Source organism: Rahnella sp. ATs2 (genome assembly GCF_051851855.1).
Taxonomy (GTDB): domain Bacteria; phylum Pseudomonadota; class Gammaproteobacteria; order Enterobacterales; family Enterobacteriaceae; genus Rahnella; species Rahnella variigena.
The window spans coordinates 19193-44412 of sequence record NZ_JBLYPL010000027.1 but is presented as its reverse complement, the minus strand read 5'-3'; the positions used below and the strand labels follow the sequence as shown (position 1 = coordinate 44412).

21 protein-coding genes are annotated in these 25220 nt (G+C 51.7%); 9 read left to right on the top strand and 12 right to left on the bottom strand.

Translation table 11 applies throughout. The features are described 5' to 3' along the window. Window positions 1–22 precede the first annotated feature (22 nt). Window positions 23–955, top strand: coding sequence for a fatty acid biosynthesis protein FabY (fabY, locus tag ACJY2G_RS22525; RefSeq protein ID WP_112289294.1), 933 nt, complete (start codon window positions 23–25; stop codon window positions 953–955). Between the two features lie 69 nt (window positions 956–1024). On the opposite strand, the gene ACJY2G_RS22520 is transcribed toward fabY, so the two are convergent. Together ACJY2G_RS22520 and ACJY2G_RS22515 are read right to left on the bottom strand one after the other, a co-directional pair. Further along, window positions 1025–2719, bottom strand: coding sequence for an AsmA family protein (locus tag ACJY2G_RS22520; protein WP_430320829.1), 1695 nt, complete (start codon window positions 2717–2719; stop codon window positions 1025–1027). 154 nt (window positions 2720–2873) lie between these two features. Next, a complete protein-coding gene (locus ACJY2G_RS22515) occupies window positions 2874–4265 on the bottom strand; it encodes a nucleobase:cation symporter-2 family protein (RefSeq protein ID WP_120163682.1) in 1392 nt (463 codons plus the stop codon). A 240-nt stretch (window positions 4266–4505) separates the two neighbouring features. On the opposite strand from ACJY2G_RS22515, the gene gltS reads away from it, so the two are divergent. After that, window positions 4506–5717, top strand: coding sequence for a sodium/glutamate symporter (gltS, locus tag ACJY2G_RS22510; protein WP_430320828.1), 1212 nt, complete (start codon window positions 4506–4508; stop codon window positions 5715–5717). A gap of 54 nt (window positions 5718–5771) precedes the next feature. On the opposite strand, the gene ACJY2G_RS22505 is transcribed toward gltS, so the two are convergent. From ACJY2G_RS22505 to gmk, 6 genes are all read right to left on the bottom strand, one after another. Next, on the bottom strand, window positions 5772–7091 hold the full coding sequence (locus tag ACJY2G_RS22505; protein WP_112289297.1) for a PTS sugar transporter subunit IIC: 1320 nt from the start codon (window positions 7089–7091) through the stop codon (window positions 5772–5774). Between the two features lie 230 nt (window positions 7092–7321). After that, window positions 7322–9403, bottom strand: a complete 2082-nt coding sequence (gene recG / locus ACJY2G_RS22500; RefSeq protein WP_430320827.1) for an ATP-dependent DNA helicase RecG — start codon at window positions 9401–9403, stop codon at window positions 7322–7324. Continuing rightward, window positions 9400–10098 carry a tRNA (guanosine(18)-2'-O)-methyltransferase TrmH gene (trmH, locus tag ACJY2G_RS22495; protein WP_430320826.1) on the bottom strand — a complete coding sequence of 233 codons (699 nt, stop codon included), beginning with the start codon at window positions 10096–10098 and terminating at the stop codon, window positions 9400–9402. Before trmH ends, recG begins: the two co-directional genes overlap by 4 nt. 5 nt (window positions 10099–10103) lie before the next feature. Further along, window positions 10104–12212: a bifunctional GTP diphosphokinase/guanosine-3',5'-bis pyrophosphate 3'-pyrophosphohydrolase gene (gene spoT, locus ACJY2G_RS22490; protein ID WP_112289300.1), complete on the bottom strand. Its 2109-nt coding sequence runs from the start codon at window positions 12210–12212 to the stop codon at window positions 10104–10106. Window positions 12213–12231: 19 nt separating this feature from the next. Next, the gene (gene rpoZ / locus ACJY2G_RS22485) at window positions 12232–12507 is read right to left on the bottom strand and encodes a DNA-directed RNA polymerase subunit omega (RefSeq protein WP_015699238.1); all 276 of its coding nucleotides are present in this window, start codon (window positions 12505–12507) and stop codon (window positions 12232–12234) included. 54 nt (window positions 12508–12561) lie between these two features. Next, entirely contained in the window at window positions 12562–13185 is a 624-nt protein-coding gene (gene gmk / locus ACJY2G_RS22480; protein ID WP_430320825.1) for a guanylate kinase, read from the bottom strand. A 278-nt stretch (window positions 13186–13463) separates the two neighbouring features. Here gmk and ligB point away from each other — a divergent pair, with 278 nt between their 5' ends. Continuing rightward, window positions 13464–15158 (top strand): NAD-dependent DNA ligase LigB, encoded by a 1695-nt coding sequence (ligB, locus tag ACJY2G_RS22475; RefSeq protein ID WP_430320824.1) that lies wholly within the window; start codon window positions 13464–13466, stop codon window positions 15156–15158. 15 nt (window positions 15159–15173) lie between these two features. Here the strand turns inward: ligB and ACJY2G_RS22470 are convergent, their stop codons facing one another. After that, entirely contained in the window at window positions 15174–15791 is a 618-nt protein-coding gene (locus tag ACJY2G_RS22470; RefSeq protein WP_112289302.1) for a trimeric intracellular cation channel family protein, read from the bottom strand. 342 nt (window positions 15792–16133) lie between these two features. Here ACJY2G_RS22470 and ACJY2G_RS22465 point away from each other — a divergent pair, with 342 nt between their 5' ends. Both ACJY2G_RS22465 and fabF read left to right on the top strand, forming a co-directional pair. Further along, complete coding sequence (locus ACJY2G_RS22465; protein ID WP_112289303.1) at window positions 16134–16754, top strand: TetR/AcrR family transcriptional regulator; 621 nt, start codon at window positions 16134–16136, stop codon at window positions 16752–16754. A 142-nt stretch (window positions 16755–16896) separates the two neighbouring features. Next, window positions 16897–18171 carry a beta-ketoacyl-ACP synthase II gene (fabF, locus tag ACJY2G_RS22460; protein ID WP_112289304.1) on the top strand — a complete coding sequence of 425 codons (1275 nt, stop codon included), beginning with the start codon at window positions 16897–16899 and terminating at the stop codon, window positions 18169–18171. Window positions 18172–18259: 88 nt separating this feature from the next. On the opposite strand, the gene dinD is transcribed toward fabF, so the two are convergent. Continuing rightward, complete coding sequence (gene dinD, locus ACJY2G_RS22455; RefSeq protein ID WP_439292222.1) at window positions 18260–19084, bottom strand: DNA damage-inducible protein D; 825 nt, start codon at window positions 19082–19084, stop codon at window positions 18260–18262. Between the two features lie 156 nt (window positions 19085–19240). Then, window positions 19241–20104, bottom strand: a complete 864-nt coding sequence (locus ACJY2G_RS22450; RefSeq protein WP_112289305.1) for a YicC/YloC family endoribonuclease — start codon at window positions 20102–20104, stop codon at window positions 19241–19243. A gap of 126 nt (window positions 20105–20230) precedes the next feature. Between ACJY2G_RS22450 and rph the strand changes: the two genes are divergently transcribed. The 4 genes from rph (at window position 20231) to ACJY2G_RS22430 (ending at window position 24435) form a co-directional block, all read left to right on the top strand. Next, window positions 20231–20947: a ribonuclease PH gene (gene rph / locus ACJY2G_RS22445; protein ID WP_439292221.1), complete on the top strand. Its 717-nt coding sequence runs from the start codon at window positions 20231–20233 to the stop codon at window positions 20945–20947. An 83-nt stretch (window positions 20948–21030) separates the two neighbouring features. Then, window positions 21031–21672, top strand: coding sequence for an orotate phosphoribosyltransferase (gene pyrE, locus ACJY2G_RS22440; protein ID WP_113877644.1), 642 nt, complete (start codon window positions 21031–21033; stop codon window positions 21670–21672). A 32-nt stretch (window positions 21673–21704) separates the two neighbouring features. Next, window positions 21705–23912, top strand: a complete 2208-nt coding sequence (locus tag ACJY2G_RS22435; protein WP_430320822.1) for a DUF2157 domain-containing protein — start codon at window positions 21705–21707, stop codon at window positions 23910–23912. Further along, window positions 23899–24435, top strand: a complete 537-nt coding sequence (locus ACJY2G_RS22430; protein ID WP_430320821.1) for a GDYXXLXY domain-containing protein — start codon at window positions 23899–23901, stop codon at window positions 24433–24435. Before ACJY2G_RS22435 ends, ACJY2G_RS22430 begins: the two co-directional genes overlap by 14 nt. A gap of 64 nt (window positions 24436–24499) precedes the next feature. Here ACJY2G_RS22430 and slmA read toward each other — a convergent pair whose 3' ends face one another. Next, window positions 24500–25096, bottom strand: a complete 597-nt coding sequence (gene slmA, locus ACJY2G_RS22425; RefSeq protein WP_430320820.1) for a nucleoid occlusion factor SlmA — start codon at window positions 25094–25096, stop codon at window positions 24500–24502. Between the last annotated feature and the right edge of the window lie 124 nt (window positions 25097–25220).

The following is a 25220-nucleotide window of genomic DNA, read 5'->3' as shown; positions in this document are numbered from 1 at the left end:
TAACGCCGGAGAGAACGCATCTATGTATCACCTTAGAGTACCGACGACCGAAAAAGAGCTGGCCGCCTATTACCGATTCCGCTGGGAAATGCTGCGCAAACCACTGCGTCAGCCTGAAGGTTCCGAACGTGATGCCTACGATTCCATTGCGCATCATCAGATGGTCGTAGATGAAAGCGGCGAGCCGGTTGCTGTTGGCCGTTTATACATTAATGCCGATAACGAGGCCTCAATCCGCTTCCTGGCCGTTGACCCGAATGTACAGGACAAAGGGTTAGGAACACTGGTGGCGATGACCCTGGAGTCTGTGGCGCGTCAGGAAGGGGTAAAGCGAGTGGTCTGTAGCGCCCGCGAAGACGCAGTGGATTTTTTTGCCAAACTGGGCTTTGTTAATCAGGGGGAAATTACCACCCCGCAAACTACACCGGTTCGTCACTTCCTGATGATTAAACCGATCGAAACGCTGGATGATATTCTTCATCGCCCCGACTGGTGCGGACAACTGCAACAAGCCTGGTACGACCATATCCCGCTGAGTGAGAAAATGGGTGTGCGGATCAGCCAGTATACCGGACAGCGTTTTGTCACCACGATGCCGGAAACCGGCAATCAGAATCCGCACCATACGTTATTTGCGGGAAGTCTGTTCTCGCTGGCAACGCTGACAGGCTGGGGTTTGATCTGGCTGCTGCTGCGTGAACGGCATTTGGGCGGCACCATTGTGCTGGCGGATGCACATATCCGTTACAGTTCGCCGGTGACCGGCAGGCCGCGTGCGGTGGCGGATTTAGGCTCTGTCAGCGGCGACCTTGATCGTCTGGCTCGCGGGCGTAAGGCGCGCGTGCAACTCGAAGTGAATTTATACGGCGATGAGGTAGACGGCGCAGTGTTTGAAGGTACTTATCTGGTGCTTCCGGCTGCACCCGGCGCACCGCTCGAACCCGAAATTAACTGATTTGCTTTAGCCCAAACAAAAGGCACCGCGATTGCGGTGCCTTTTTGCGTTATAGCCAGACGAACTGATTTATGGCGCAACGGGGGATGGCGCACCGGAAACCAATCCGTTCACCATCCTCTGGTCAATGGTCTCGCTGCCGTTTATCTGCAATGTGCCGTTCAGCGTCGGTTTGTAATCGACATTTGCCGGCATTTGCCCTTGCAGATTGAGCTGCATATTGACGTTACCTTCCAGGGGCACATGTGGCCATCCCCAGTTTTCAAGCTGATTTGCCGGTACGGAGCGGCCGGTCATCTTCAATGAGAAATGACGTTGCGGCTGCTGGTCAACGGTCGCACTGGCTTCCAGCAAACCTTCTTTAGTAAAGGCGCTCAGTTCGGAAATATTCACCTGAATGTCGTTCGCATTCAGGGTTATTGAAGGACGACGCACGTCATTACGATTAAATGTGGCTTCGCTGGCATTCAGATTTAGCGTACCGCTCCAGATCCCCCATTGATGATTACGTGCCAGCAACAGATTATTGCCCAGACCATCAAGCGCGGTCAGCTGGAAAGGGAACTGCGGGTTGATATCAATAATCAGGTTTCGGTTGGCAATAAACCGGCTGACAAAGACTTCAGAAAGCGAATCCGGCAACGCCTGATTCCAGAGCTGTTTCCAGTTTTCCGGCAACGTATATTCCAGGCCAGCGACGGAAACTTCATCAAGTTGCAGGCGTTTGTTGGCGCGCAACCAGTTCCCTGTGGTACGGAGCAAACTACGCTCCCAGCGCGCCGTCGCCTGTTTAATAGCAATGCCTTGCGGCGAAAGGTCGAGACTGATAATGGGATCCTGGATATGCAGATTGCCATCAATCATATCGGTTGCATTCAGGGTGATTTCCCCGTCATCGCTTTGCCAGTCGCCTTTTTCCAGCGTCAGATCCTGTACAGACAAATCAACGTCGCTGAATGCCCAGTCAGTTCCCTGCAAGCGGGCATCAATCAGGTCAAGGCGCTGGATAGTCACTTTAGGCAATGTCTGGTAATCATCAAAAAAAGCAGCAAGTGATTTAGAGGTTTGCAGGCGTACATTGCTCAGGCGCAGGTTTTCAATGTTCCAGCTACCGTCAGCGGCCTGTGTGGCTTTACCGGTCAGCTGACCGCGCGCCAGATCGCCGCCAAAATTACTCAGCGTCAGATTCTTATTATTGATATTGCCCTGAATCAGCACATTTTCGGCCGGAAGACCGTTGACCGTCAGATTCGCGGCACTCAGCTGGAAATCGGCTTTGTCACCCAGTAGCTGAGCCGGTTTTGGCTGCCACGGCGAAATGCCGGCATTAATCTGCTGTCCCTGAATATCTAATCCGGCGGTATTCCCGGTCAGCGCCATTTTGCTGAGCTGCAGCGTATTGGCCTGCAACGGTAAATTCATTGAGGAAGGGCTGACACTGAGGCGACCGTTAGCCAGAACGACGCGATCGAAAAAGCGTGGCTCGGTTATCTGTCGCAAGCTTAAATCCAGATCGACTTCGCCAGCGTTCAGGATTTCCGGCTGATTCTTTTGCCCGAAGACGACATTGTTTAACGTCACACGACCCGGAGACGACCAGTTGTGGTCGATTTTCTCTACGGAGACGTGGTACTCGCTGTTATCGCTGATCCAGCGGCTGACCCAGCCAGCCGCCCAGCGGGTTTGTAATAGGACGTACACCAGCACGATCGCCAGCACCAGAAGTAAGGCGAACGTCAGCAAAATTTTACCGATAAATCTCATCGTCTGGAGCCCTGTAACGGGAAAGCGGAAAAAAGATTCTTTGTTTATGCCGCAAACAGCGACTTTTCTCAACAGGTTAGCAGAATGGAGACAATAAAAAGCGGCAGGGGTTCCAGACCCGCTGCCGCTGTTACACACGGATTACATCCCGTGATTACTTTTCGTGAGGGAAGACCAGATTCAGAACAATCGCAGTAATACCACCGGCAGCAATTCCCGAAGACAGAAGGGTTTTCAGCCAGTCGGGTGCGAATTGCAGGATCAGCGGTTGCTGGGAAACACCCATACCGACGGCCAGTGAAAGCGCCATGATCATGATTGCGCGGCGGTTAAGGCGCTCCCGGGAAACAATACGCACGCCGGAAGCCGCGATCGTACCGAACATCACGATGGTTGCGCCGCCCAGAACCGGTTCAGGAATATGTTGCACAAAACCCGCTACGGCAGGGAACAGCCCAAGGATGATCAGCATCAGAGCGACAACAAAACCGACATAGCGGCTTGCAACTCCGGTCAGCTGAATCACGCCGTTGTTTTGCCCGAAACATGAATTCGGGAAAGTGTTAAATACCGCAGACAGCATTGAGTTCAGGCCGTTTGCCAGAACACCGCCTTTGATGCGCTTCATATAGAGCGGGCCGCTGACCGGCTGCTCCGAAACGTCTGAGGTCGCGGTAATATCACCGATAGTTTCCAGCGACGTGACCATGAAAATCAGCATCAGCGGGATCAGCAGATTCCAGTCGAAGCCCAGACCGTAATACAGCGGCGTCGGTAAGGTTATCCAGTTTGTCTGTGTGGCTGGCGCGACGGAGGGCAACATCCCCATCATCCAGGCTGCCAGATAACCCACGGCCATGGCGATCACCAGAGATGCCACGCGCAGATAAGGGTTGCGCTGACGGTTCAGCAGAACAATCACCACCAGCACCACGGCAGCCAGCAACAGATTTTTTGGCGCGCCGAAAGTGTGATCACTCATGGCGGAGTAACCGCCGCCAATAGACGTCAGTCCGACCTGAATCAGTGACAGCCCGATAATCATCACCACGATGCCGGAAACCAGCGGCGTAATGATGCGGCGTGCGAGATGCAGGAAACGGGAAAGAATAATTTCAGTACAGGAAGCCAGCATCAGGGTGCCGAACAGCGCCGCCATCATGGTCGGGACATCGGCACCGCCATTTTTCAGCGCCATTCCGCCCATGATAAGCGGTGCCACAAAGTTAAAGCTGGTGCCCTGAATGGAGAGTAAACCTGAACCGACAGGCCCCCAGGTTTTAATCTGCAAAATGGAAGCGAGGCCAGAGGCGAACAGCGACATGCTGATGATGTGCTGTGTATCCTGCGCGGGTAAACCCAGGGCCTGGCAAATCAGCAATGCCGGTGTGATTACCGCAACAAACATCGCCAGCAAATGCTGACAGGCGGCAAATAACGTCTGAGGAAGTGGCGGACGATCTTCGAGGCGGTAAATCAGTTCACTTTTTTGCTGGCGTGAGAGGTCAGATGGCTGTGTTTCTTGTTCTGCGGTTTGCGAACTCATGTTGTGGCATTCCAATAAGCGGCAAAGCGGGCATTTTTATTGAAATTACCGACAAAAGCAATCGTTTGCTATCGGCAATTTTTGATGGGTAGTTTGGGTTAGGGGGAGATTTACGATCTGTTTTTCTTGCTTATCGCAGCTTTAATGACTTCTAATTCAGCCTCTGGGGAAATGATACTTAAATGAGATGTTTATAACTCAATAATATTTTTGGATATTTTTTTAAAATGGAGTTTTTCAATGATTCAACTCGACACCTACGGCACGCTCGTTGCCGCCACGTTGGTACTCCTTTTAGGACGAAAATGCGTCCAGTCGGTCAAATTTCTAAAGAAATACACTATTCCTGAGCCCGTTGCCGGCGGGTTACTGGTCGCTTTGCTGTTGCTGATTGCCAATCAGATGTTCGGATTGGAAATCGGCTTTGATATGTCCCTGAAAGAGCCCCTGATGCTGGCGTTCTTTGCGACAATTGGTTTGAATGCCAATCTTTCCAGCTTGCGTGCAGGCGGCAAATCTTTATTTCTTCTGGTCTTTGTCGTGATCGGCCTGTTACTGATGCAAAACGCCATCGGTATCGGGATGGCGAAAATGCTGGGGCTTGATCCGCTGATGGGGCTGCTGGCCGGTTCGATTACACTTTCTGGCGGTCACGGAACAGGTGCGGCGTGGAGCAAGCTGTTTATCGAACGTTATGGCTTTGAAAACGCGACGGAAGTTGCAATGGCCTGCGCGACCTTCGGCCTGGTGTTAGGTGGAATTATCGGCGGTCCCGTGGCGCGTTATCTGGTCAGCCATTCTTCAACACCAAACGGCACACCGGAAGATGCCGTCGATCCCAGCGCATTTGAAAAACCGACCATCGGGCGGATGATCACCCCGCTGGTGATGGTGGAAACGATCGCGCTGATCGCGATATGTCTGATGGCTGGAACTTACTTTGCCAGCCTGCTTCAGGGGTCTGCCTTCGAAATTCCGACATTTGTCTGTGTTCTGTTCGTGGGTGTGATCCTGAGCAACGTCATGGCGTGGCTCGGTTTTTATCGTGTTTTCGACCGGGCCGTTTCAGTACTGGGTAATGTCAGCCTGTCGTTGTTCCTGGCGATGGCACTGATGAGCCTGAAGCTTTGGGAAATGGCGTCACTGGCTTTGCCGATGATGGCAATCCTCATCGTACAGACCATCGCGATGGCGCTTTACGCGATTTTCGTAACGTATCGCGTAATGGGCAAAAACTATGATGCCGCGGTACTGGCAGCCGGACATTGCGGCTTCGGGCTGGGTGCAACGCCGACGGCGATTGCAAATATGCAGGCGATCACCAACCAGTTTGGTCCTTCGCATCTGGCCTTCCTGGTTGTGCCGATGGTCGGTGCATTCTTCATTGATATTGCGAATGCGATCGTCATTAAACTGTATCTGATGCTGCCAATATTTCCGGCTTTCAGTTAAAAAACAGGCACAGAAGTTTCGCTTCTGTGCCTGCCTTTCCTCCTGATTTATCGCTTACTGTGCTGCCTTTTCCGTAAACACCTCTTCCGCTTCAGCGGCTTTCTCCTGCGCCATCAGCTGTTTTTCATAAACCTTGAAAAACGGATAGTAAATCACCATCGAAAGCGCCATCAGCATGACGACCAGAATCGACACTTTGAAATCCCAGCCCATTGCCCAGGCTGCGCCAATCGGCGCCGGAGATGTCCAGGGAACCAGTGAAATCATATGCGGCAGAAGATCGGTTTTAACCGCAGTGTAGGCAATGACGGCATTCACCATCGGTGCCAGAAGGAAGGGGATGAAAAATACCGGGTTCATAACAATTGGCGTGCCGAAGATCACCGGCTCATTGATGTTAAAGCAGCTGGGAACCAGACTGAGTTTGCCCATTGTGCGCAGATGCGCCGACTTGCTGCGACAAAACAGCAACACCAGCCCGATGGTTGCGCCGGAGCCGCCGATAACGATCAGGAAATTCCAGAAAGCCTCGGTCATGATGTGCGTCATCGGTAAACCTGCGGCGAGATCTGTCTGATTCAGGCCAAGGTTGGTTAACCAGAAAGCCTGCAACATGCCGGAAACGATGGCTGAACCGTGAATGCCGGCAAACCACAGCAGGTGGCAAATCAGCACGGCGAGAAGTACCGCGGGCAGTGAGTCAGCGGCGGAAATCAGCGGCTCGAACAGCGCCATAATCGCCTGTGGTAACAGCATGTCGAAACCTGACTGCACCAGCAAACTCAAAGGGAAAAGCGTCACCACCACCGCAATAATCGGGATCAGCAAATCGAATGAATGCTTAATGTTTGAAGGAACCTGTTCAGGTAAGCGTATGCCGATATTGTATTTTTTCAGCAGCCGCGTCAGCTCAGTCACATAAATCGCCACCAGAATGGCGGTAAATATGCCCACGCCACCCAACGCGACGGTCGACATTTTCTCATCAACCTGCGGCGCAGCAACCAGCAGAAAAGACATCAGCGCCAGCATCGCCGTCATAAACGGGTCAAGTTTGTAACTTCTTGCCAGATTGTAGGCAATCGATGCCGCGATGTAGATCGACATAATCCCCATCGTCATATTGAACGGCGTCAAAATTTGTACTTCATATTTAGCCGAAAGCGCCAGCCAGCTCCTGGCGAAACCCCACGAAGATTCAGGCGAGAATGGCGGGTGGACAAAAACCAGTAAAAATGAGCCGACAATCATAAACGGCATTGCTGAAATGAAGCCGTCACGTACTGCCATGACGTGCCGTTGTGAGGAAAGCCGGGCAGCAAAAGGGCTGATCTTTAGTTCTATAAAGTTAAAGAGTGACTGGCTGATGCTCATAATAATATTGGCCTTATGTTGAAGAGTTCAGACACGGTTGCCTTGATTATCATCAGTGTAGTGGCGGGGTGTGAAACCGGTTACCGACTTTGCCCCACTCTGTGAAGGTCATCAAATAACCAACGAAGAAAGCGGTTCAGCTGCGGTTACATTAAAATTTGCATGAATGTGAAGGCGCAAAACATCATTTTTAATAATGTTTCGACGATAAGAGAGAATGGAGAAGGGGATCAGGCGTTGGTGTATCTGACTCTTTCCGGCAGCCAGCGTTCTATCAATGCTTTGGCGTGATCCGGGAACTGCTGTTGCAGATAGCGCGCTATACGTTGTACGTCGGGGATCATTGCCTGGTCGCGTAACAGGTCCGCGACTTTAAACTCTGCACTGCCGGTCTGGCGTGTACCCAGTAATTCGCCCGGTCCGCGGATCTCTAAATCCTGCTGGGCAATGACAAAACCATCGTTACTGTCACGCAGTACCTGCAAACGTTTCTGCGCAGTTTTGCTCAGCGGCGTTTTGTAGAGCAGAACACAGTGAGAAGCCACGGCGCCGCGCCCGACGCGTCCGCGCAGCTGGTGTAACTGCGCCAGCCCTAAACGCTCCGGGTTTTCGATAATCATCAGGCTGGCGTTTGGCACGTCAACGCCGACTTCAATAACGGTCGTCGCCACCAGAAGTTGCACTTCGCCTTGTTTAAACGCCTGCATGACGGCCTGTTTTTCCTGCGCTTTCATGCGGCCATGCACCAGGCCGATATTGAGCGCTGGCAGGGCCTCTTTCAGTCCTTCCCAGGTGGCTTCGGCTGCCTGAGCCTCGAGCATTTCTGATTCTTCGATCAGCGTACATACCCAATAAGCCTGACGATTTTCCTGCTCGCAGGCACTTTTGACGCGGCTGATAATATCACTGCGGCGGGTATCGGGGATCGCGACGGTTGTCACCGGCGTACGGCCTGGCGGCAGTTCGTCGATCACTGACGTATCAAGATCCGCATAGGCAGTCATGGCCAGAGTTCGCGGGATAGGCGTCGCCGTCATGATCAGCTGATGCGGATGGAATCCTTGTTGCAGGCCTTTCTCCCACAGCGCCAGACGCTGGTGTACACCAAACCGGTGCTGTTCATCAATGATGACCAGAGAAAGTGACGAGAACAAAACCTGCTCCTGGAAGATGGCATGCGTGCCCACCACCATTGAAACCTGACCGCTGGCAATCGCGTCTTGCTGCGCCTGCCGGGCTTTACCTTTTTGTTTTCCTGCCAGCCAGCCGACCTGAATTCCTAGCGGTTCAAACCACTGACGGAAATTATTGGCATGTTGTTCGGCCAGCAATTCTGTCGGTGCCATTAATCCGACCTGTTGCCCCTGAGCGATAGCGCAGAGTGCCGCGAGAGCGGCCACCAGCGTCTTGCCTGAACCCACATCGCCCTGAACCAGACGCATCATCGGGTAGCTTTTCGCTAAATCCTGCTCGATTTCAGCCACCACGCGCTGCTGCGCACCTGTCGGGCTGAAAGGAAGAGAAGCGAGGAACTGTTTTTTCAGGCGATCGTCATGGTGCAACGGCAGTGCTTTATAACTTTGTGTACCGGCGCGAACGGCCAGCATACTGAGATTATGCGCCACCAGTTCTTCCATAATCAGGCGTCGCTGAGCAGGATGATGACCTTTCTCAAGATCGGCGAGCTGGATGTCTGGCGGCGGGCGATGCAGTAAATGCAGCGCCTGAGGAAGCGGGATCAGCGAACGGCTTAATTCTTTCGGCAATAATTCGGCGATAGGTACGGTATCGAGTAATTCTAAAGCCTGATCGGTCAGCTTACGCAATGTTGCCTGGCGAATACCTTCCGTTGTCGGATAAACCGGCGTGAGCGATTCCTGCAAAACCACTTCACTGTTTTCACCCTGAATGCGGTATTCCGGATGGATAATTTCTGCGCCGATGGTGCCGCGTTTAATTTCGCCATACGCGGTGACACGACGGCCTGCGGCCAGACTGTTTTTCATCGCGGCGTTAAAATTGAAGAACCGCAACGTCACCATGCCAGTGCCATCGCTTATCTGACAGGTCAGCATTCTGCGGCGGCCAAAACTGATATCACTGCGCAGCACTTCGCCTTCTATGGTTGCGAAAATGCCAGGCTGTAAATCATTGATGGTGTAAAGGCGGGTGCGATCTTCATAACGCAAAGGAAGGTGAAGCAGTAAATCCTGAATAGTTTCAAGGCCTAGTTTAGCGAGTTTATCTGCCTGACTGGCTCCGACGCCGGAAAGCGACGTCAGCGGGATGGCGTCGAGCAGGCGGCCTTTCATCTTTTTTTAACCGTCATTTGCATCGCAGACCACCATTCGTCATCGGCAACAATCTGGCCGTGATCGTCAATGAAAGGGCGTGGAAGTTTCTTGCGCTTCGCCACATTCGACAGCACCGGATAGCCACCTTCAAACAGCAATCGCTGCTGCTCTTTCTCGCTCAGCAGGCTGGTTTCGCGGCGATACAGACCGGCATTTTCCCGCTGGCGCTGTGCTTCGTACAGGATAAGTGCTGAGGCGACAGATACGTTCAGAGATTGCACCATCCCGATCATCGGAATGATGATATCGCTGTCCGCGAGAGCTAAAGCTTCTGGAGTGATACCCGTTTTTTCTTGTCCGAGCAAGATACAGGTCGGACGGGTGTAATCAATGGCACGGAAATCGACAGCTTTTTCAGAAAGATTCGTAGCGAGTATTTGCATACCCTTCGCCTTCATTTTAGCGACGGCTTCCTGAATGGTTTTGTGTGTTTTGACCTGAACCCAGCTGTTGCTGCCCGCCGCCGAAGAGACCAGTGTTTTCATTCGGGTGGTAGGCCAGACGGCATGGATTTCATGAACGCCGATGGCGTCTGCCGTGCGAATGACGGCAGAAACGTTATGCGGTTTATGCACCTGTTCCATGCAGACCGTCAGGTCTGGCTGTCGGGCCGCAAGCATTTCGCGGATACGCGCATAACGTTCTGGGGTCATAACAATCAGTTTCGGTTGCGGGTAACTTTAATGACGTCCGGCATGATACGAATTTTACGCATGATATTCGCCAGATGAACGCGGTCGCGAGTCGTCAGGCGGATAAAGGCGCTGTAGACGCGACCGTCTTTTTCTTCGGTGCTCAGGCTCTGAATGTTCGACTGAGCAGCATTAATTGCTGCTGTCAGGTTCGCCAGTGCGCCCTGATGGTTGAACATATCGACTTTGATTTCGGCGATAAATTCCTGATCCGTTTCCTGATGGTCATCCCAGTCAACGGCCATGAATTTCTCAGGTTCTTTCTGATAGCCACGAATATTACGGCAGGATTCATGGTGGATAACCAGACCTTTGCCCGGGCTGACGTGCGCAATAATCGGGTCACCCGGGATCGGACGGCAACATTTTGCGAACGTGATCAGCACGCCGTCTGCGCCTTTAATCGGCAGATTACGCGTGCCTGACGATGCCATTGATGACTGATCGCCCATCAGATTTTTAGCAACCACCACGCTCATTGCGTTGCCGAGACCGATTTCAGCCAGCAAATCATCCATCGCCACGAGCTTCATGCGGTCCAGCTCGTTTTTAATGTTTTCTGGCGGAATATCTGACAGTTTTTTACCGGCACCCAGCGCGTGATTCAGCAGACGACGACCCAGCGAAACGGAATCATCACGTTTCAGGTTTTTAAGCATCTGGCGGATTTTGGCGCGAGCGCGTGAACTGACGACAAAGTTCAGCCAGGCAGCATTCGGGCGGGCACCCGGAGCGGTAATGATTTCGATAGTCTGACCGCTGGTGAGCGGTTGTGAAAGCGGATAAGGCTGGCGGTCAACGCGCGCACCGACACAGGCATGGCCGATATCGGTATGCACGGCGTAAGCAAAGTCGACCGGCGTCGCGCCAGCAGGCAATTCGACGATACGACCTTCCGGCGTAAAGACATAAATCTCATCCGGGAACAGATCCGATTTAACACTCTCGATAAATTCAAAGGAGTTACCTGCGCTTTGTTGCAGCTCAAGCAAACTCTGCAACCAGCGTTGAGCGCGGATCTGCGCCGTCGTGCTGGTTTCACTGTTCTCTTTATAAGCCCAGTGAGCCGCAACCCCCATCTCTGCCATCTGATCCATATCTTCAGTACGGATCTGCACTTCAACCGGCACGCCGTGCGGGCCGATAAGTGAGGTATGCAAAGATTGATAGCCGTTGGCTTTTGGGATTGCGATGTAATCTTTGACCCGACCCGGACGCGGTTTGTAGAGGCTGTGAGCCTGCCCTAACACGCGATAGCAGGTATCGAGGTCTTTAACGATCACCCGGAAGGCGTAGATATCCATGATGGAATGGAAACGCTGTTCCTTGAGGTGCATTTTGCAATAGATAGAGTACAGGTGTTTTTCGCGACCACTGACACGGCACTGAATACCGGCTTCGGTTAAACGGCCTTCTATCTCAGAGAGGATTTTTTGGATCATCTCTTTACGGTTACCACGCGCGGCTTTCACCACTTCTTTGATGACGCGATAACGGTTTGGATAGAGTGCTTCGAAGCCCAGCTCTTCGAGCTCGGTTTTCAGGTGATGAATACCCAAACGGTGTGCCAGCGGGCTGTAAATCTCCAGCGTTTCGCGGGCAATGCGGCGACGTTTATCCGGGCGCAAAGAGCCCAGCGTGCGCATGTTATGGGTACGGTCAGCGAGTTTGATCAGAATGACGCGGATGTCTTGCACCATCGCCATGACCATTTTGCGGAAGTTTTCCGCCTGCGCTTCTTTCTTATCGCGGAACTTCAGCTTGTCTAACTTTGAAACGCCTTCAACCAGCTCAGCAACGCTCTTGCCAAACAGTTGTTCCATATCCTGGTAAGTTGCAGGCGTGTCTTCGATAACGTCGTGTAATAACGCCGCCATCAGAGTCTCATGATCGAGCCTCATTTCAGCCAAAATACAGGCCACGGCCACCGGGTGAGTAATATACGGCTCACCGCTGGAACGTGTTTGCCCCTCGTGCGCATCCCGCGCCACGAGGTAAGCCTGCACGAGGCGCTTAATTTGCTCCTCCGGCAGGTATTTTTGAATCAGTTGATTCAGGCTTTCAAAGATATACAAGTGAGATCCGTTTCGTTAATTAACGACGGCCTTCAGCGATGGCAGTCACTGCCTGAATCTCTGCGGCTTCCTGCTCTTGTTGCTCCTGACGGTCACGAACGTCGAGGATCTGATTAGTGATCAGGCCTTCTTCGATTTCGCGCAGGGCAATAACGGTGAATTTATCGTTTTCTTCAGCGACCAGTGGATCTTTACCACCAGATTGCAGCTGGCGTGCGCGACGAGCAGCCACCAACACCAGGTCAAAACGGTTACCAATTTTCTCAACAGCGTCTTGAACAGTTACGCGTGCCATATATGTGCTACTCCACAGGGTGACGAAAGACTGGGCATAATACTGAAAGTGACTTCAGTCTGCCAATAGTTTGGTGATTAATCCGTCATGACGGAGCCGCTGACGGCTCAGACGCAGACGTTCGGCGCGAATAATGGTTTTTAAATCCGATAACGCCAGATCAAAATCATCATTCACAATTAAATAGTCGTATTCAGCAAAGTGCGTCATTTCCGCAACAGCTTGTGCCATACGTTTTGCGATAACGTCTTCGCTGTCCTGGCCACGGCCACGCAAGCGGCGGTCAAGTTCATCTTTGGATGGCGGCAATACAAAAATACTGCGTGCCTGAGGCATTTTTTTCCGGATTTGCTGAGCGCCTTGCCAGTCGATATCCAGGAAAACATCCACACCAGAAGCTAAAATCTGCTCAATGGTTTCACGCGAAGTGCCGTAGTAATTACCGAAAACTTCTGCATGTTCTAAAAAGGCATCACGTTCAATCATCTCGCGAAACTCTTCTTTAGAGACAAAGAAGTAATGTTCGCTGTGTTTCTCGCCCGGTCGCATTGAACGGGTGGTATGAGAAATAGAAACCTGTGTGTCGTAGAGCGGTTGTGTTTTAAGTAAAGCCTGAATCAGACTTGATTTACCTGCTCCACTAGGGGCGGAGACAATATATAGCGTGCCTTGAACCATGATGACGTTTCAACTGAATGGGTTGATAGGAAGTATGCGAAGAGTGATCTCTCGCACAGTATACACGCTCGCCGCAATCGGTGCAGTGCCCAGACGTATTTCATCGCAACTTCGCACGGGAAAATAGCCTTTCTTTGTAGATTTACGTGCCGTCTTCCAAAATTTCTTTTCGTTACAGCAACTCACTAAATAACGGTGAATGCATCTCGCAGGAATCAAAAATGCGACTGGCGGAAGATATCTCTGCGGCGTTTACTGGCGCCCACAAGGAGGTGCTTATGCGCCAGCTCATCATTATCAGTCTGTTATTTATCCATTTTTCTTCTCTAAGCGCTGAGTTGTCTGAGCGTGCATGTCCTGCCTGGCCAGCGACACATCTGGAAAAGGAAACCCTTCAGCTCACGGCCCAACTCGCACAATGGGACACTGCTTACCATCAGTCTGGCATCAGTCCGGTTGAGGATTCGGTCTATGACAATTTACGCCAGAAACAGAGTTTTTGGCTGCAATGTGCTGGTCAGGTACTTCCTGCACCAGTGATCCCCCGCGCAGAAGATGCTATTTCCGTTCATCCGGTTTCTCATACCGGGCTGAATAAAATGAAAGACAAGCGAGCTGTTGCAGACTGGATGAAGGGGCGTAAAAACCTTTGGGTGCAGCCCAAAGTAGATGGCGTAGCAGTGACGCTGATTTACCGATACGGGCAACTCGCCGCGTTGCTAAGCCGCGGTGATGGTGAAAAAGGACAAAGCTGGACCGCAAAAGCTGCATTGATTCCGGCTATACCCCTGACTATTCCCGACCTGGCACCCCAACTGGTGTTACAGGGCGAGCTCTATCTGAAGATGACCGGTCATCAGCAAAGTGCTGATGGCGGCGTGAATGCGCGATCGAAAGTCGCGGGGGCAATGTTGCGCACTTCGGCCTCTGACATATTGAATCAGTTGGGTATTTTCATCTGGTCGTGGCCGGATGGTCCGCTCAGTATGAGCTCGCATCTCGGGAAACTCAGCCAGTTCGGTTTTCCTGTGGTTTCTCAATACACCCTGCCCGTGAAATCTGTTGATGAAGTCGCTAAATGGCGTGATACCTGGTTTCTCCGGCCACTGCCTTTTGCGACCGATGGCGTCGTCATCCGTCAGGAAGAGGAGCCTGCGGGAAAATATTGGAAAAATAAGCCAGCGACCTGGGCTGTGGCGTGGAAATATCCACCGGTAAGACAGCTCACAGAAGTCGCGGGTATCACGACGACTATCGGGCGAAGCGGGAAAGTCACCATCATTCTGAATCTGAAAAGCCTCAGGCTGGACGACAAATGGGTGAATAAGGTGAATGTGGGATCCATAAATCGTTTCAGAAAATGGGATGTGCTCCCGGGAGATCAGGTGGCCATTACACTGGCCGGGCAAGGGATCCCGCGTCTTGACGAAGTTGTGTGGCGCGTGAGTGAGCGCACGGGGCTGCAACTGCCAGACCCACAGCAATACAACGTGCTTTCTTGTTTCACGCCTGAGCCCGGCTGCGCGCAGCAGTTCCTTTCCCGTCTGGTCTGGCTCAGCGGTCCGGAAGCGCTGGATATGACCGGGTTTGGTGGGGCAACCTGGAAAAAACTGCTCGATGCTCGTCCTGCTGATTCGCTGGTAAGCTGGTTGGATATCACCGAAAAAGAGATGGCTGCGGTTCCGGGCATTGGTGTTAAACAGGCTCAAAAGCTGATGGCCCAGATTTCCCTGACGCGGGAAAAAGATTTTCGCCACTGGCTTTCAGCAATGGGATTTCCAACATTTGCACTGAAATTTGCAGAACGCCAGCATTCCTGGAACCAGCTGAAAGCAATGACCTCGCCGGAGTGGGAAGCAACAGCAGGAATCGGGAAAACGCGGGCGAACCGGATTTTTGAGTTTATTCATCACCCGCAGGTGATGGCAATCGCCGGGGCGTTAAGACAGGCGCATTTGCCTGCCTTTCAGTGAGCTATAAAAACCGGGTTAATGGTCCGAATGCGGATAATTGAAGACAGGCAATCCAAGGCGGAACCGTAATGCAATCAGGCGAGCAATAAACCCGACCAGCAGGGTAATGATTACCACCAGATTGTGTGGCAACGAGAAATATTGCAGGCCGATATACACCCAGGCAGAGGCAAATGAAACGCCTGCATATATCTCTTTCTGGAAGACCAATGGGATCTGATTACACATCATGTCCCTCAGGACGCCACCGAAAACGCCGGTGATGACTGCGCAAACCGAAGCGATGATAGGACCATGTCCCATATCGAGCGCCACTTGTGTCCCGATAATAGAAAACACCACCAGCCCCAGCGCATCCAGTACCAAAAAGAGCCGCCGCAGGTGTTGCATAAGCGGTGCAAGCCAGGTGGTCATGAGTGCGGCGACGGCCACAATGACAATGTATTCCGGATGCTTAACCCACCCCAAAGGATAGTGCCCCAGCAGCATATCGCGGACAGAGCCGCCACCAATTGCCGTCGCTGATGCGATAATAATGACGCCAAAGGAGTCCATTTTACGCCGTCCGGCAGCAAGAGCACCGGTCATGGCCTCTGCGGTGATCCCAATAATATAAAGAACAGTGAGTAACATCGATGTGCGCCAGACGAATCAGTAATGAGAAAGCGATAGCCGCGTAGAGTAATGAGTTTCCCATTGTCTCTCGACTGAGTTTTTCTTTTGCATTGATTTTGAAATTACTAAATCTAATGCGATTACCCATGAAACTTGCCTGTGTAAAAGGATAGGTAAGAATAGCGTGTTATTTTAGATTAGAAAAATTGCAATTGCTCGTTACTTTAACCTTCCTTTTACTCTTTATGTACGCCCGACATTCTTATCAGAGGTGAATTTTCTCTGTTTATAAGTTACGATTATTTAAAATCGTCACTCATTGACGCAATGCATAATAGTTTTATCTGCCCGGAGGCGTGTATGAAACCCGATATTCCGGTTGCGTTAACACAGCGTGGACCTGCCGGGCACGAACGGCGTGAGCAAATCATTGATGCTGCTTTCGAGCACTTTCGCCTTTATGGGTTTGCCAAAACGTCGGTTGCCGATCTGGCAAAATCGATTGGCGTTTCAAGTGCTTATATCTATAAATTTTTTGAGTCTAAACAGGCTATTGGCGAAGCCATTTGCTCGCAGCGCGTTGGGCAGATAGATGAAGCACTACTGTTGATTGCACAAAGCGACCAAAGTGCGACTCTGCGCCTGAGATCTATTTTTAAAACGCTGCTGACACGTAGTCTGGATCTCTTTTTCCAGGATCGTAAATTACATGATCTGGCCGCGACAGCAGCGGCTCAGCAATGGAAATCGACACTAAATCACCGGGCAATGATGTACAGCATTGTTGAGAAAGTGGTCACAGACGGGCGCGAATCTGGTGAGTTTGAGCGTAAAACGCCGCTTGATGAAGTTTGCATGGCGATCACCAGCGTGACCACGCCTTTTTCGCACCCATTGTTGCTGGAACAAAAAACGCCGGAACAACTGGAAGAGCGCGTTCAGGCGATTACCAGCCTGGTTCTGCGCAGTTTGGCAAAATAGCCATAACGAAATTTTTGGTTACGGGTTTACAAAATCGTAATTCGTCACATACTGTCAGCCTTATTATCAGAAACCCGTTTCTGGCCGGTACACCAAAGCGCCCGCAGAAACTTAAGTCCTAAACAGACAGAGAGGAATATTTATGTCTCATCGTCGAGTAGTTATAACCGGCATGGGGGCTGTGAGTCCTCTGGGCTGTGATATCGAAACGATCTGGAAGCGCCTGCTGGCCGGTCAGTCCGGTATCCGTGTTTTACCGGAAGAGATTGTTGAAACCCTGTCCGTGAAAATTGGTGGTCAGGTACAAACCAAAGAACAGGATCCTGAGTCAGGATTCGATCCGGACCAGTTCGTGGTGCCCAAAGACCAGAAAAAAATGGACCGTTTCATTCTATTCGCGATGGCTGCTGCTGATATGGCCGTTGCTGATGCGGGCTGGAAAGCAGAAACGCAGGAACAGCAGGAACGTACCGCAACGGTAATCGGTTCCGGTATCGGTGGTTTCCCTGCGATTGCCCATGCTGTGCGTACTAACGACAGCCGTGGCGCTAAGCGTTTGTCCCCGTTCACGATCCCTTCATTTCTGGTGAATCTGGCGTCTGGTCAGGTTTCCATTAAGCATCAGTTCAAAGGCCCGATTGGCGCACCGGTAACGGCTTGCGCGGCAGGTGTTCAGGCGATTGGCGATGCTGTACGTTTGATTCGTAATGACGAAGCGGATGTTGCGCTTTGTGGCGGTGCAGAAGCGGCTATCGATACCGTGAGTTTGGGTGGTTTTGCTGCGGCGAAAGCGATGTCCACCGGCCATGAAGATCATCCGGAAAAAGCTTCCCGCCCGTTCGACAGTGCTCGTGATGGTTTCATCATGGGCGAAGGTGCCGGCATGCTGGTGATTGAAGAACTGGAACACGCGAAAGCCCGTGGTGCGAAAATTCTGGCTGAGATTGTCGGTTACGGCACCAGCGGTGACGCTTACCATATGACTTCGGGTGCGGAAGATGGCAACGGCGCGGGTCGCGCAATGAAAATCGCGCTGCGTCAGGCGGGTATCCAGCCTTCAGATGTGCAGCACCTGAATGCTCATGCTACCTCTACGCCGGTGGGGGATCTGGGTGAAATCAATGCGATTAAAACCCTGTTCGGCACCGACGGTAAGCTGGCGGTGACATCCACCAAATCTGCGACCGGGCATCTTCTGGGCGCGGCTGGTGGTCTGGAAACCATCTTCACCATTCTGGCCGTGCGTGACCAGATTGTTCCTCCGACGCTGAATCTGGAAAACAAAGATGAAGCAGCTGCAGGTCTGAACATTGTCGGTAATACCGCGCAGAAACATGAGATTACCTATGCCCTGTCAAACGGCTTCGGTTTCGGTGGCGTGAACGCCTGCGTGCTGTTGAAACGCTGGGAAAACTAATTTCCCTCGCTGTTAAAGCATAAAAAACGCCTCGGGTTGTGATGACCGGAGGCTTTTTTTTGTGCGTGAGGCAATGAACCTGTTGTCGTTATTTTTTATTCAGACGCTTTGCGGCTGATTCAATTTGCCTGATGCTGTGTTCCGGAGCGGGGAGATTTTCCGGCATGGTTCCGCCTAATTCTTCGATTGTTTTCCGAACCTTACTACCCACATCAAAATGTGTCTGATTAGCCTGTTCTTTTGAATCCACCTGATCGCGTCGCAATTTCTCTTCTGTCTGAGTTGCTCTGAACAAGTTGGCGGCCAGTTCGGTTGATCCCATATAGTCGAGGATCTTTTGGCTCTTTTTGAGTCCTTTTCGCTGATGGATAGCCTTTTGGTCTAATCCGCCATACAGCCCCTGATAGCCATGATTCTGAAACACGGCAAAATCCAGAGTGGTTTCTACGCCGGCCTGTTGAGCGACTTCGACTAATTGTTTGTTATGCTCTTTTAGCTCGTTACGCAGGAACAGACGCTTTTCATCTTCCCTGAGTCGCTTAAAGTTTTCATCATCAGCTAATTCTTGCCGTCTGGTTTGCAGAGCAAAGTAAGTCTGTCCTGCAGCGATGACGGGTTTGCCGGGATCACCATTTTGGACAACCAGATAACATGCGTATCTCGACAGATGAACGTCATCTAATTCACGCAATGCTGTTGAACCAAGAGTAACCATTTTGGTGGCGTCAACGAAATGGTCTGCTATCTCCTGATTACTTGTCTCACAGGCTTGCATAGCTCTGGATAGAACCTTCTGGAAATTCCTCCAGTCTTTATAATCCAATAAAGAGGACAGGTCTCTTGCTGACCAATACTCACTTCCATTTTCGTTGTTCAGACGAAGTTTTTCAAAAGGTTGATGGTGTTCGTTCATGCCAATCTCCATATTGCAAATGATACAGCTGGCCAGAACAAGGGAATGGCTAGCGCGTTTTAAGGCGCCTTCATGATAACTCCTGAGAATAAAAAAAAGCCCGCCAGGATGCGGACTTTCTAATGTTAGTAAGACTTAATAATACGCTTTGACGTTTTACTCAATATTCTGGATCTGCTCGCGCATTTGCTCGATCAATACTTTCAGCTCAATGGCGGAGGTCGTGACATCGGCGTTGATGGATTTAGACGCCAGCGTATTCGACTCGCGGTTAAATTCCTGCATCATGAAATCAAGACGACGGCCAACGGCTTCTTCCTTCTTCATGATTTTGTGCGTTTCTTTGACGTGTGCTTCCAGACGGTCCAGCTCTTCTGCTACATCAACACGCTGCGCCATCAGCACCAGTTCCTGCTCCAAACGGGTGTTTTCCAGCTGTACCTGGGCATCTTCCAGCTTGCTGACCAGACGTTCGCGCTGCCATTGCAAAATGTTTGGCATCTGGGCACGAACCTTGATCACCTCAGCACTGACACCGTCGAGACGTTGCTCGATCATGGTTTTCAGCGCGGCACCTTCGCTTTCACGGGCGCTGATGAAATCGTCCAGCGCAGTTTCCAGAGCCACCAGTAATTCGTTGCTGATAGCATCCAGATCCTGTTCTTCGGCCAGCATGACGCCCGGCCAGCGCAGAACTTCCAGCGGATTGATTTCACCTTCGTCACTTTGCATTTTTACCCATTGCGCGGCTTCAACCAGCTGTTTAGCCAGCTTTTCATTGAGCTGCAATGTGCTCTGTGCGCCCGGATCGAGATCAAAACGCAGATTACATTCGACTTTACCGCGGGTCAGGCGAGAACGAATACGCTCACGGACGACCGGCTCCAGGCTGCGGAATTGCTCGGGCAGACGGATGTAAGTTTCGAGATAACGTTGGTTTACCGAGCGGAGTTCCCACGCTGCGCTGCCCCAGTCACCCTTAATTTCGCGTCGGGCATAAGCGGTCATACTTCTGATCATGTATGCGTACCTGTTAATGTAAAGATGCAGCGATTATAGCCGTGCCGTGCCGGTCATGATAGGCATTACCTCGCGAAGTCCGTATAATGCGCAGCCAAACATGATTCGCGACCCGGAGAACTATCCATGCGTCCAGCAGGCCGAAATGCACAACAAGTGCGCCCCGTAACACTGACCCGCCATTACACTAAACACGCTGAAGGTTCCGTGCTGGTGGAGTTTGGTGATACCAAAGTGCTGTGTACCGCCACGGTGGAGGAAGGTGTTCCGCGTTTTCTGAAAGGTCAGGGACAAGGTTGGATCACCGCTGAGTACGGCATGTTGCCGCGTTCTACCCACACGCGTAATGCGCGTGAAGCTGCAAAAGGCAAGCAAGGCGGCCGTACGCTGGAAATTCAGCGTCTGATTGCCCGTTCCCTGCGTGCTGCTGTCGATCTGAAAAAGTTGGGTGAGTTCACCGTTACCCTCGACTGCGACGTGTTGCAGGCTGACGGTGGTACGCGTACTGCGTCTATTTCTGGTGCGTGTGTGGCTCTGGCCGATGCGCTGAATGCGCTGGTGGCTGCGGGTAAACTGAAAGCTAACCCGATGAAAGGCATGGTTGCCGCGGTGTCTGTCGGTATCGTTAAAGGCGAAGCGCTGTGTGACCTTGAGTATGTTGAAGATTCGGCAGCTGAAACCGATATGAACGTCGTGATGATGGAAGATGGGCGCATGATTGAGGTGCAGGGCACCGCAGAGGGCGAGCCATTCAGTCATGAGGAGCTACTCGGTTTACTGGCCCTCGCCCGAGGGGGCATCGACACTATCTTCCAGGCGCAGAAAGCGGCGCTGGCGGAATAATTTTTTAAGGCGACTGAGAAGTCGCCTTTTTTATGGCCTGCGGGCTGACAATTAGAAATAAGACATTATCGAGGAGACCATCAATGAAAGCCTATCAGCGCCAGTTTATTGAGTTCGCACTGAACAAACAGGTTTTGAAATTCGGCGAATTTACCCTGAAGTCAGGACGCATCAGCCCTTACTTCTTCAATGCTGGTTTGTTTAATACCGGCCGTGATCTGGCGTTACTGGGACGTTTTTATGCCGAAGCATTGGTGGATTCTAAAATTGATTTCGATTTAGTGTTTGGCCCGGCTTATAAAGGGATCCCAATCGCGACGACCACGGCGGTTGCGCTGGCTGAGCACCATGAGCGCGATGTGCCATACTGCTTTAACCGCAAAGAGGCCAAAGACCACGGCGAAGGCGGTTTGCTGGTAGGCAGTCCGTTGCAGGGGCGCGTCATGCTGGTGGATGATGTGATCACCGCCGGGACGGCTATCCGTGAATCGATGGAAATCATCAATGCCAATAACGCCACTCTGGCAGGTGTGCTGATTTCTCTGGATCGTCAGGAACGCGGACGCGCAGACATCTCCGCCATTCAGGAAGTTGAACGCGACTATCATTGCAAAGTGATTTCAATTATTACGCTGGCCGACCTGATTGAATATCTGGAAGAAAAAGCGGAAATGGCTGACCATCTGGCTGCTGTGCGGGCTTACCGGCAGGAGTATGGCGTTTAATATCGGGTAAAACTTCATAAGGCAGGGATGTCATGACACAAATTGAAGCGGGCAGCAAAGCATGGATGCCTTCCCGGGCGGCAGAGTTTCTCTGTCGCCAGACGCAGCACCTGGTCAGAAGCCGCATCCTGACGCCAGCGGAATGCCAGCGTATTTATGATTTTTTTGGTGTCCGGCCTGATTATCCGGAATGGCGAAAATTTCTGGTCCCGTTACTCTCGCTGCTGGGTTTGTTGTCGCTGGTCGCGGGTGCCGTCTTTTTTGTCGCCTGGAACTGGGCAAATATGCCGAAGATGGCAAAATTTGCGCTGGCAGAGTTATTGATCGTTGCGCTTGCCGTCGTAGTCTGGTGGCGCTGGTATGACGGACTTGCACGCAGCGCCTTGCTGGCGGCCGGCCTCAGTTTTGGTGCGCTGTTTGCCCTCTACGGCCAAATTTATCAGACGGGCGCCGACAGCTGGGAGTTGTTCAGAGCCTGGTTGTTTGTTTTCCTGCCTTTAGCCGTCATCGGCCGACAGAACAGTCTGTGGTTCTGCTCCTGGTTACTTGCCAATCTTACGTTTCAGCTCTATTACGCTACGGTGTCAATGTCTTTGCTGGACAGCGCGGCATTTGACGGTCTCGACTATTTCCCTGCAACTGCGCTCTGCAGCTATCTGATTGTGCAGATATTGTGTCTGGTTACGCGTGAAGTGCTTGCCCTGCGGACCCTAAAACATAATCCTCAGTCCTGGCTTGCCAGTCGCTGGTTCTCCCGCGTGATGGCTGGTTTTCTGCTGTTGATGCTGACGTCCATCGTGGCGGGAAATATATCCGGCTGGAGCTACGGTAACCATCATCCCTTTATTACCGCGTTATGGCTGGTTGTTTTGCTGGCGGGATACCTCTTCTACCGCTATCGCCATCCCGATCTTTGCATGCTGACGTTGGGGACGGTCAGTTTGGCTGCCGTTGGATGCATATTGATCATGCAAATGTTCGACAGTTCTTACGATGTGGGTGGCCTGTTTATGCTGGGCTGTCTGATGGCTTTATGGCTGGCGGGATGTGGTGCTCTGATGCTCTACTGGCGGCGTAAACTCTATGAGCGCCAGCCGGTCGAGGTTTCCTCCACGGAGATCGCTTTACTGACGGAGCAATTACGTCAGCATAATTTGCTTAATCAGACGCAAATTGAAGAGATTCAGCAATACGATCACTCCTCTCACCTTCCCTGGTATCTGCGGCTGACGCTGGGTATCGGTGGCTGGGTTGCGGCGATGATTATTTTACTTCTGCTGATACTGGTGCTGTATGTTGTCGGCCTGCTCAATGATCCCAACGCTGCCACGGTGATTATCCCTTCGCTGCTCCTTGCCTTTGTCGCCGGCGGACTTTTGCGCGTACAGGGCGTGAGCAAGCATCATATCGGGCTGGCATGGGCAATAGCCGCAACCTGTGGCCTCTGTTTTGGTTTCTATATTCTCTTTGAGCCTGGTTGGGAAATGTCTTTCCTGGTGGGCTCGCTCTGTTCATTGCCGGTGCTTGCGTTGATGGCGCTGGCCATGCCTGATCGTACTTTCCGCTTTATGGCGATAACTGCGCTGACATTTTTTCTGATCCTTTCCGGCAATTTGCTGGCTGGCATGTATTTACCGCCGGCCGCCAGTTTTTGGGCAGTTTCAGCGCTGGTCGCTGCAATAGTGATTTTCTGGCTGTGGATTATCAGAGAACAAATTAACCTAAAAGCCACATCATGGGCTGATGCGGTTTCTCCTTTCCTCTGGGGTATTCCTTCCGGCCTGATATTGCAGTGTTTTTCCGGTATTAATTCCTCGCTTCTCTTCAACTTTTTCTGGCAGCCAGCAGGGTATTTCACTCTTTCGCAGGGTACCGGCGCAGGTATTGCCGCCGGTTTAATACTGGGGTGTTTGTATCAGACTGGGGTGAAAAAGACGCCATCAGCCATGCTGTATCTGGCAGCGGCGGTTTTGTGTGGTGCCGCAGCCTTTAATGCGCCGGGAATCGGCCTGGGCCTGTGGTTATTACTGATGGCCCGTTATCAGGGAAGTCAGGGGATTTTAGCCGCGAGTGGCTGTTTTGTGGCGCTGTATATCATTGACTGGTATTACTTCCTCGGCGTCAGCTTATTGCATAAATCTCTTCTGATGTTTGTCACAGGCGTGGTGTTGCTGGCGCTGGCATTTGCAGCCAAAAAGCTGATCCCCGCGCGTAAGGAGCAAACTTATGCGAACCGGTAATCTGAGAAAATGGCTGGCAGGATTGGTGATACTGCTGGCGTTGATCGCAGTGAATGCGGGTATCTGGCAAAAAGAGCAGGTACTTAAACAGGGCGCGGTGATGATATTGCAGCTTGCGCCGGTTGATCCGCGCTCTCTGATGCAGGGGGATTACATGGTTCTCAACTATGCCATTACGCGTTCTTTGCAGCAGGAGTTATACCAGCAACGTCAGGTTTGTGATTCTGTTCCACAGACGCCTTGTCTTCCTGTCAGTGGCAAAATTATTGTGGCCGTTAATGAGTACCGGCAGGTCACTCAGGCGCGGTTTGATAGCGGTGACCCGCTGAAGCCCGATGAGTTGCGGGTTAACTATCATATGAATGCCGGAATGCTGACGGTGGGTACTGATGCTTACTTTTTCCAGGAAGGCCACGGTGAGCGTTTCGCCAGCGCACGTTATGGTGCATTTCGGGTAGGAGAAGACGGGTCGGCTTTACTGACCGCTATGCTGGATGAAAATGGAAAAATGATTCAGCCGTAGCGGGAAAAACAAAAGGGCCTTTCGGCCCTTTTTGATATCTGATGTTTGTCGCTGCGTCGTGTTTTTATTGCAACTGAGTGGAGATAAGCGGCCAGCGGGTATCGAAGTCTTGTGTCGGCTTGTACTTGAATTCAGAGCGTACAAAACGCGACAGCATTCCTTCGCAGAATGCCAGTAACTGGCTGGCGAGCAGGGTCTCATCACTGATAAACCCGCTGCCTTCACGCATTTTCTTTTCCCGCAAAACCTGACGCAATTGCGCTTCGATTCGCTCGAACAGCTGGTTGATGCGACCTTGCAGGCGGTCCTGTTCAAACATCAGGGCGTGACCGGTCATGATGCGGGTTAGTCCCGGATTACGTTCGGCAAAACCTAAAATCAGCAGCAAAATAAGACGGATTCTGTTTAGCGTATCTTTTTCATCCTGCAGGATGAGATTGATACGAGTGATCAGACTGTCTTCGATAAACTCGATTAAACTGTCAAACATCCGCGTTTTACTGGGGAAATGACGGTAAAGAGCTGCTTCTGAAACACCTACACTGGCGGCAAGCTTTGCCGTTGTGATCCGCTGGCTGCCATCGCTGGACTGAAGCATTTGCGCTAACGCCTGCAAAATCTCTTCGCGCCTGTTCCTTTTTGTCGTTTCTTTCTCTGCCATGTCTGAATAGACCCTTGCTAAAAAACGGCTAAAACCATGGAGAAACCGCACAACTGCCGCATGAATCGCTGTGATCCTGCGGCTTATTTCGTTCCCTTCGCGTTGTTACGGTCTGATAGTGATA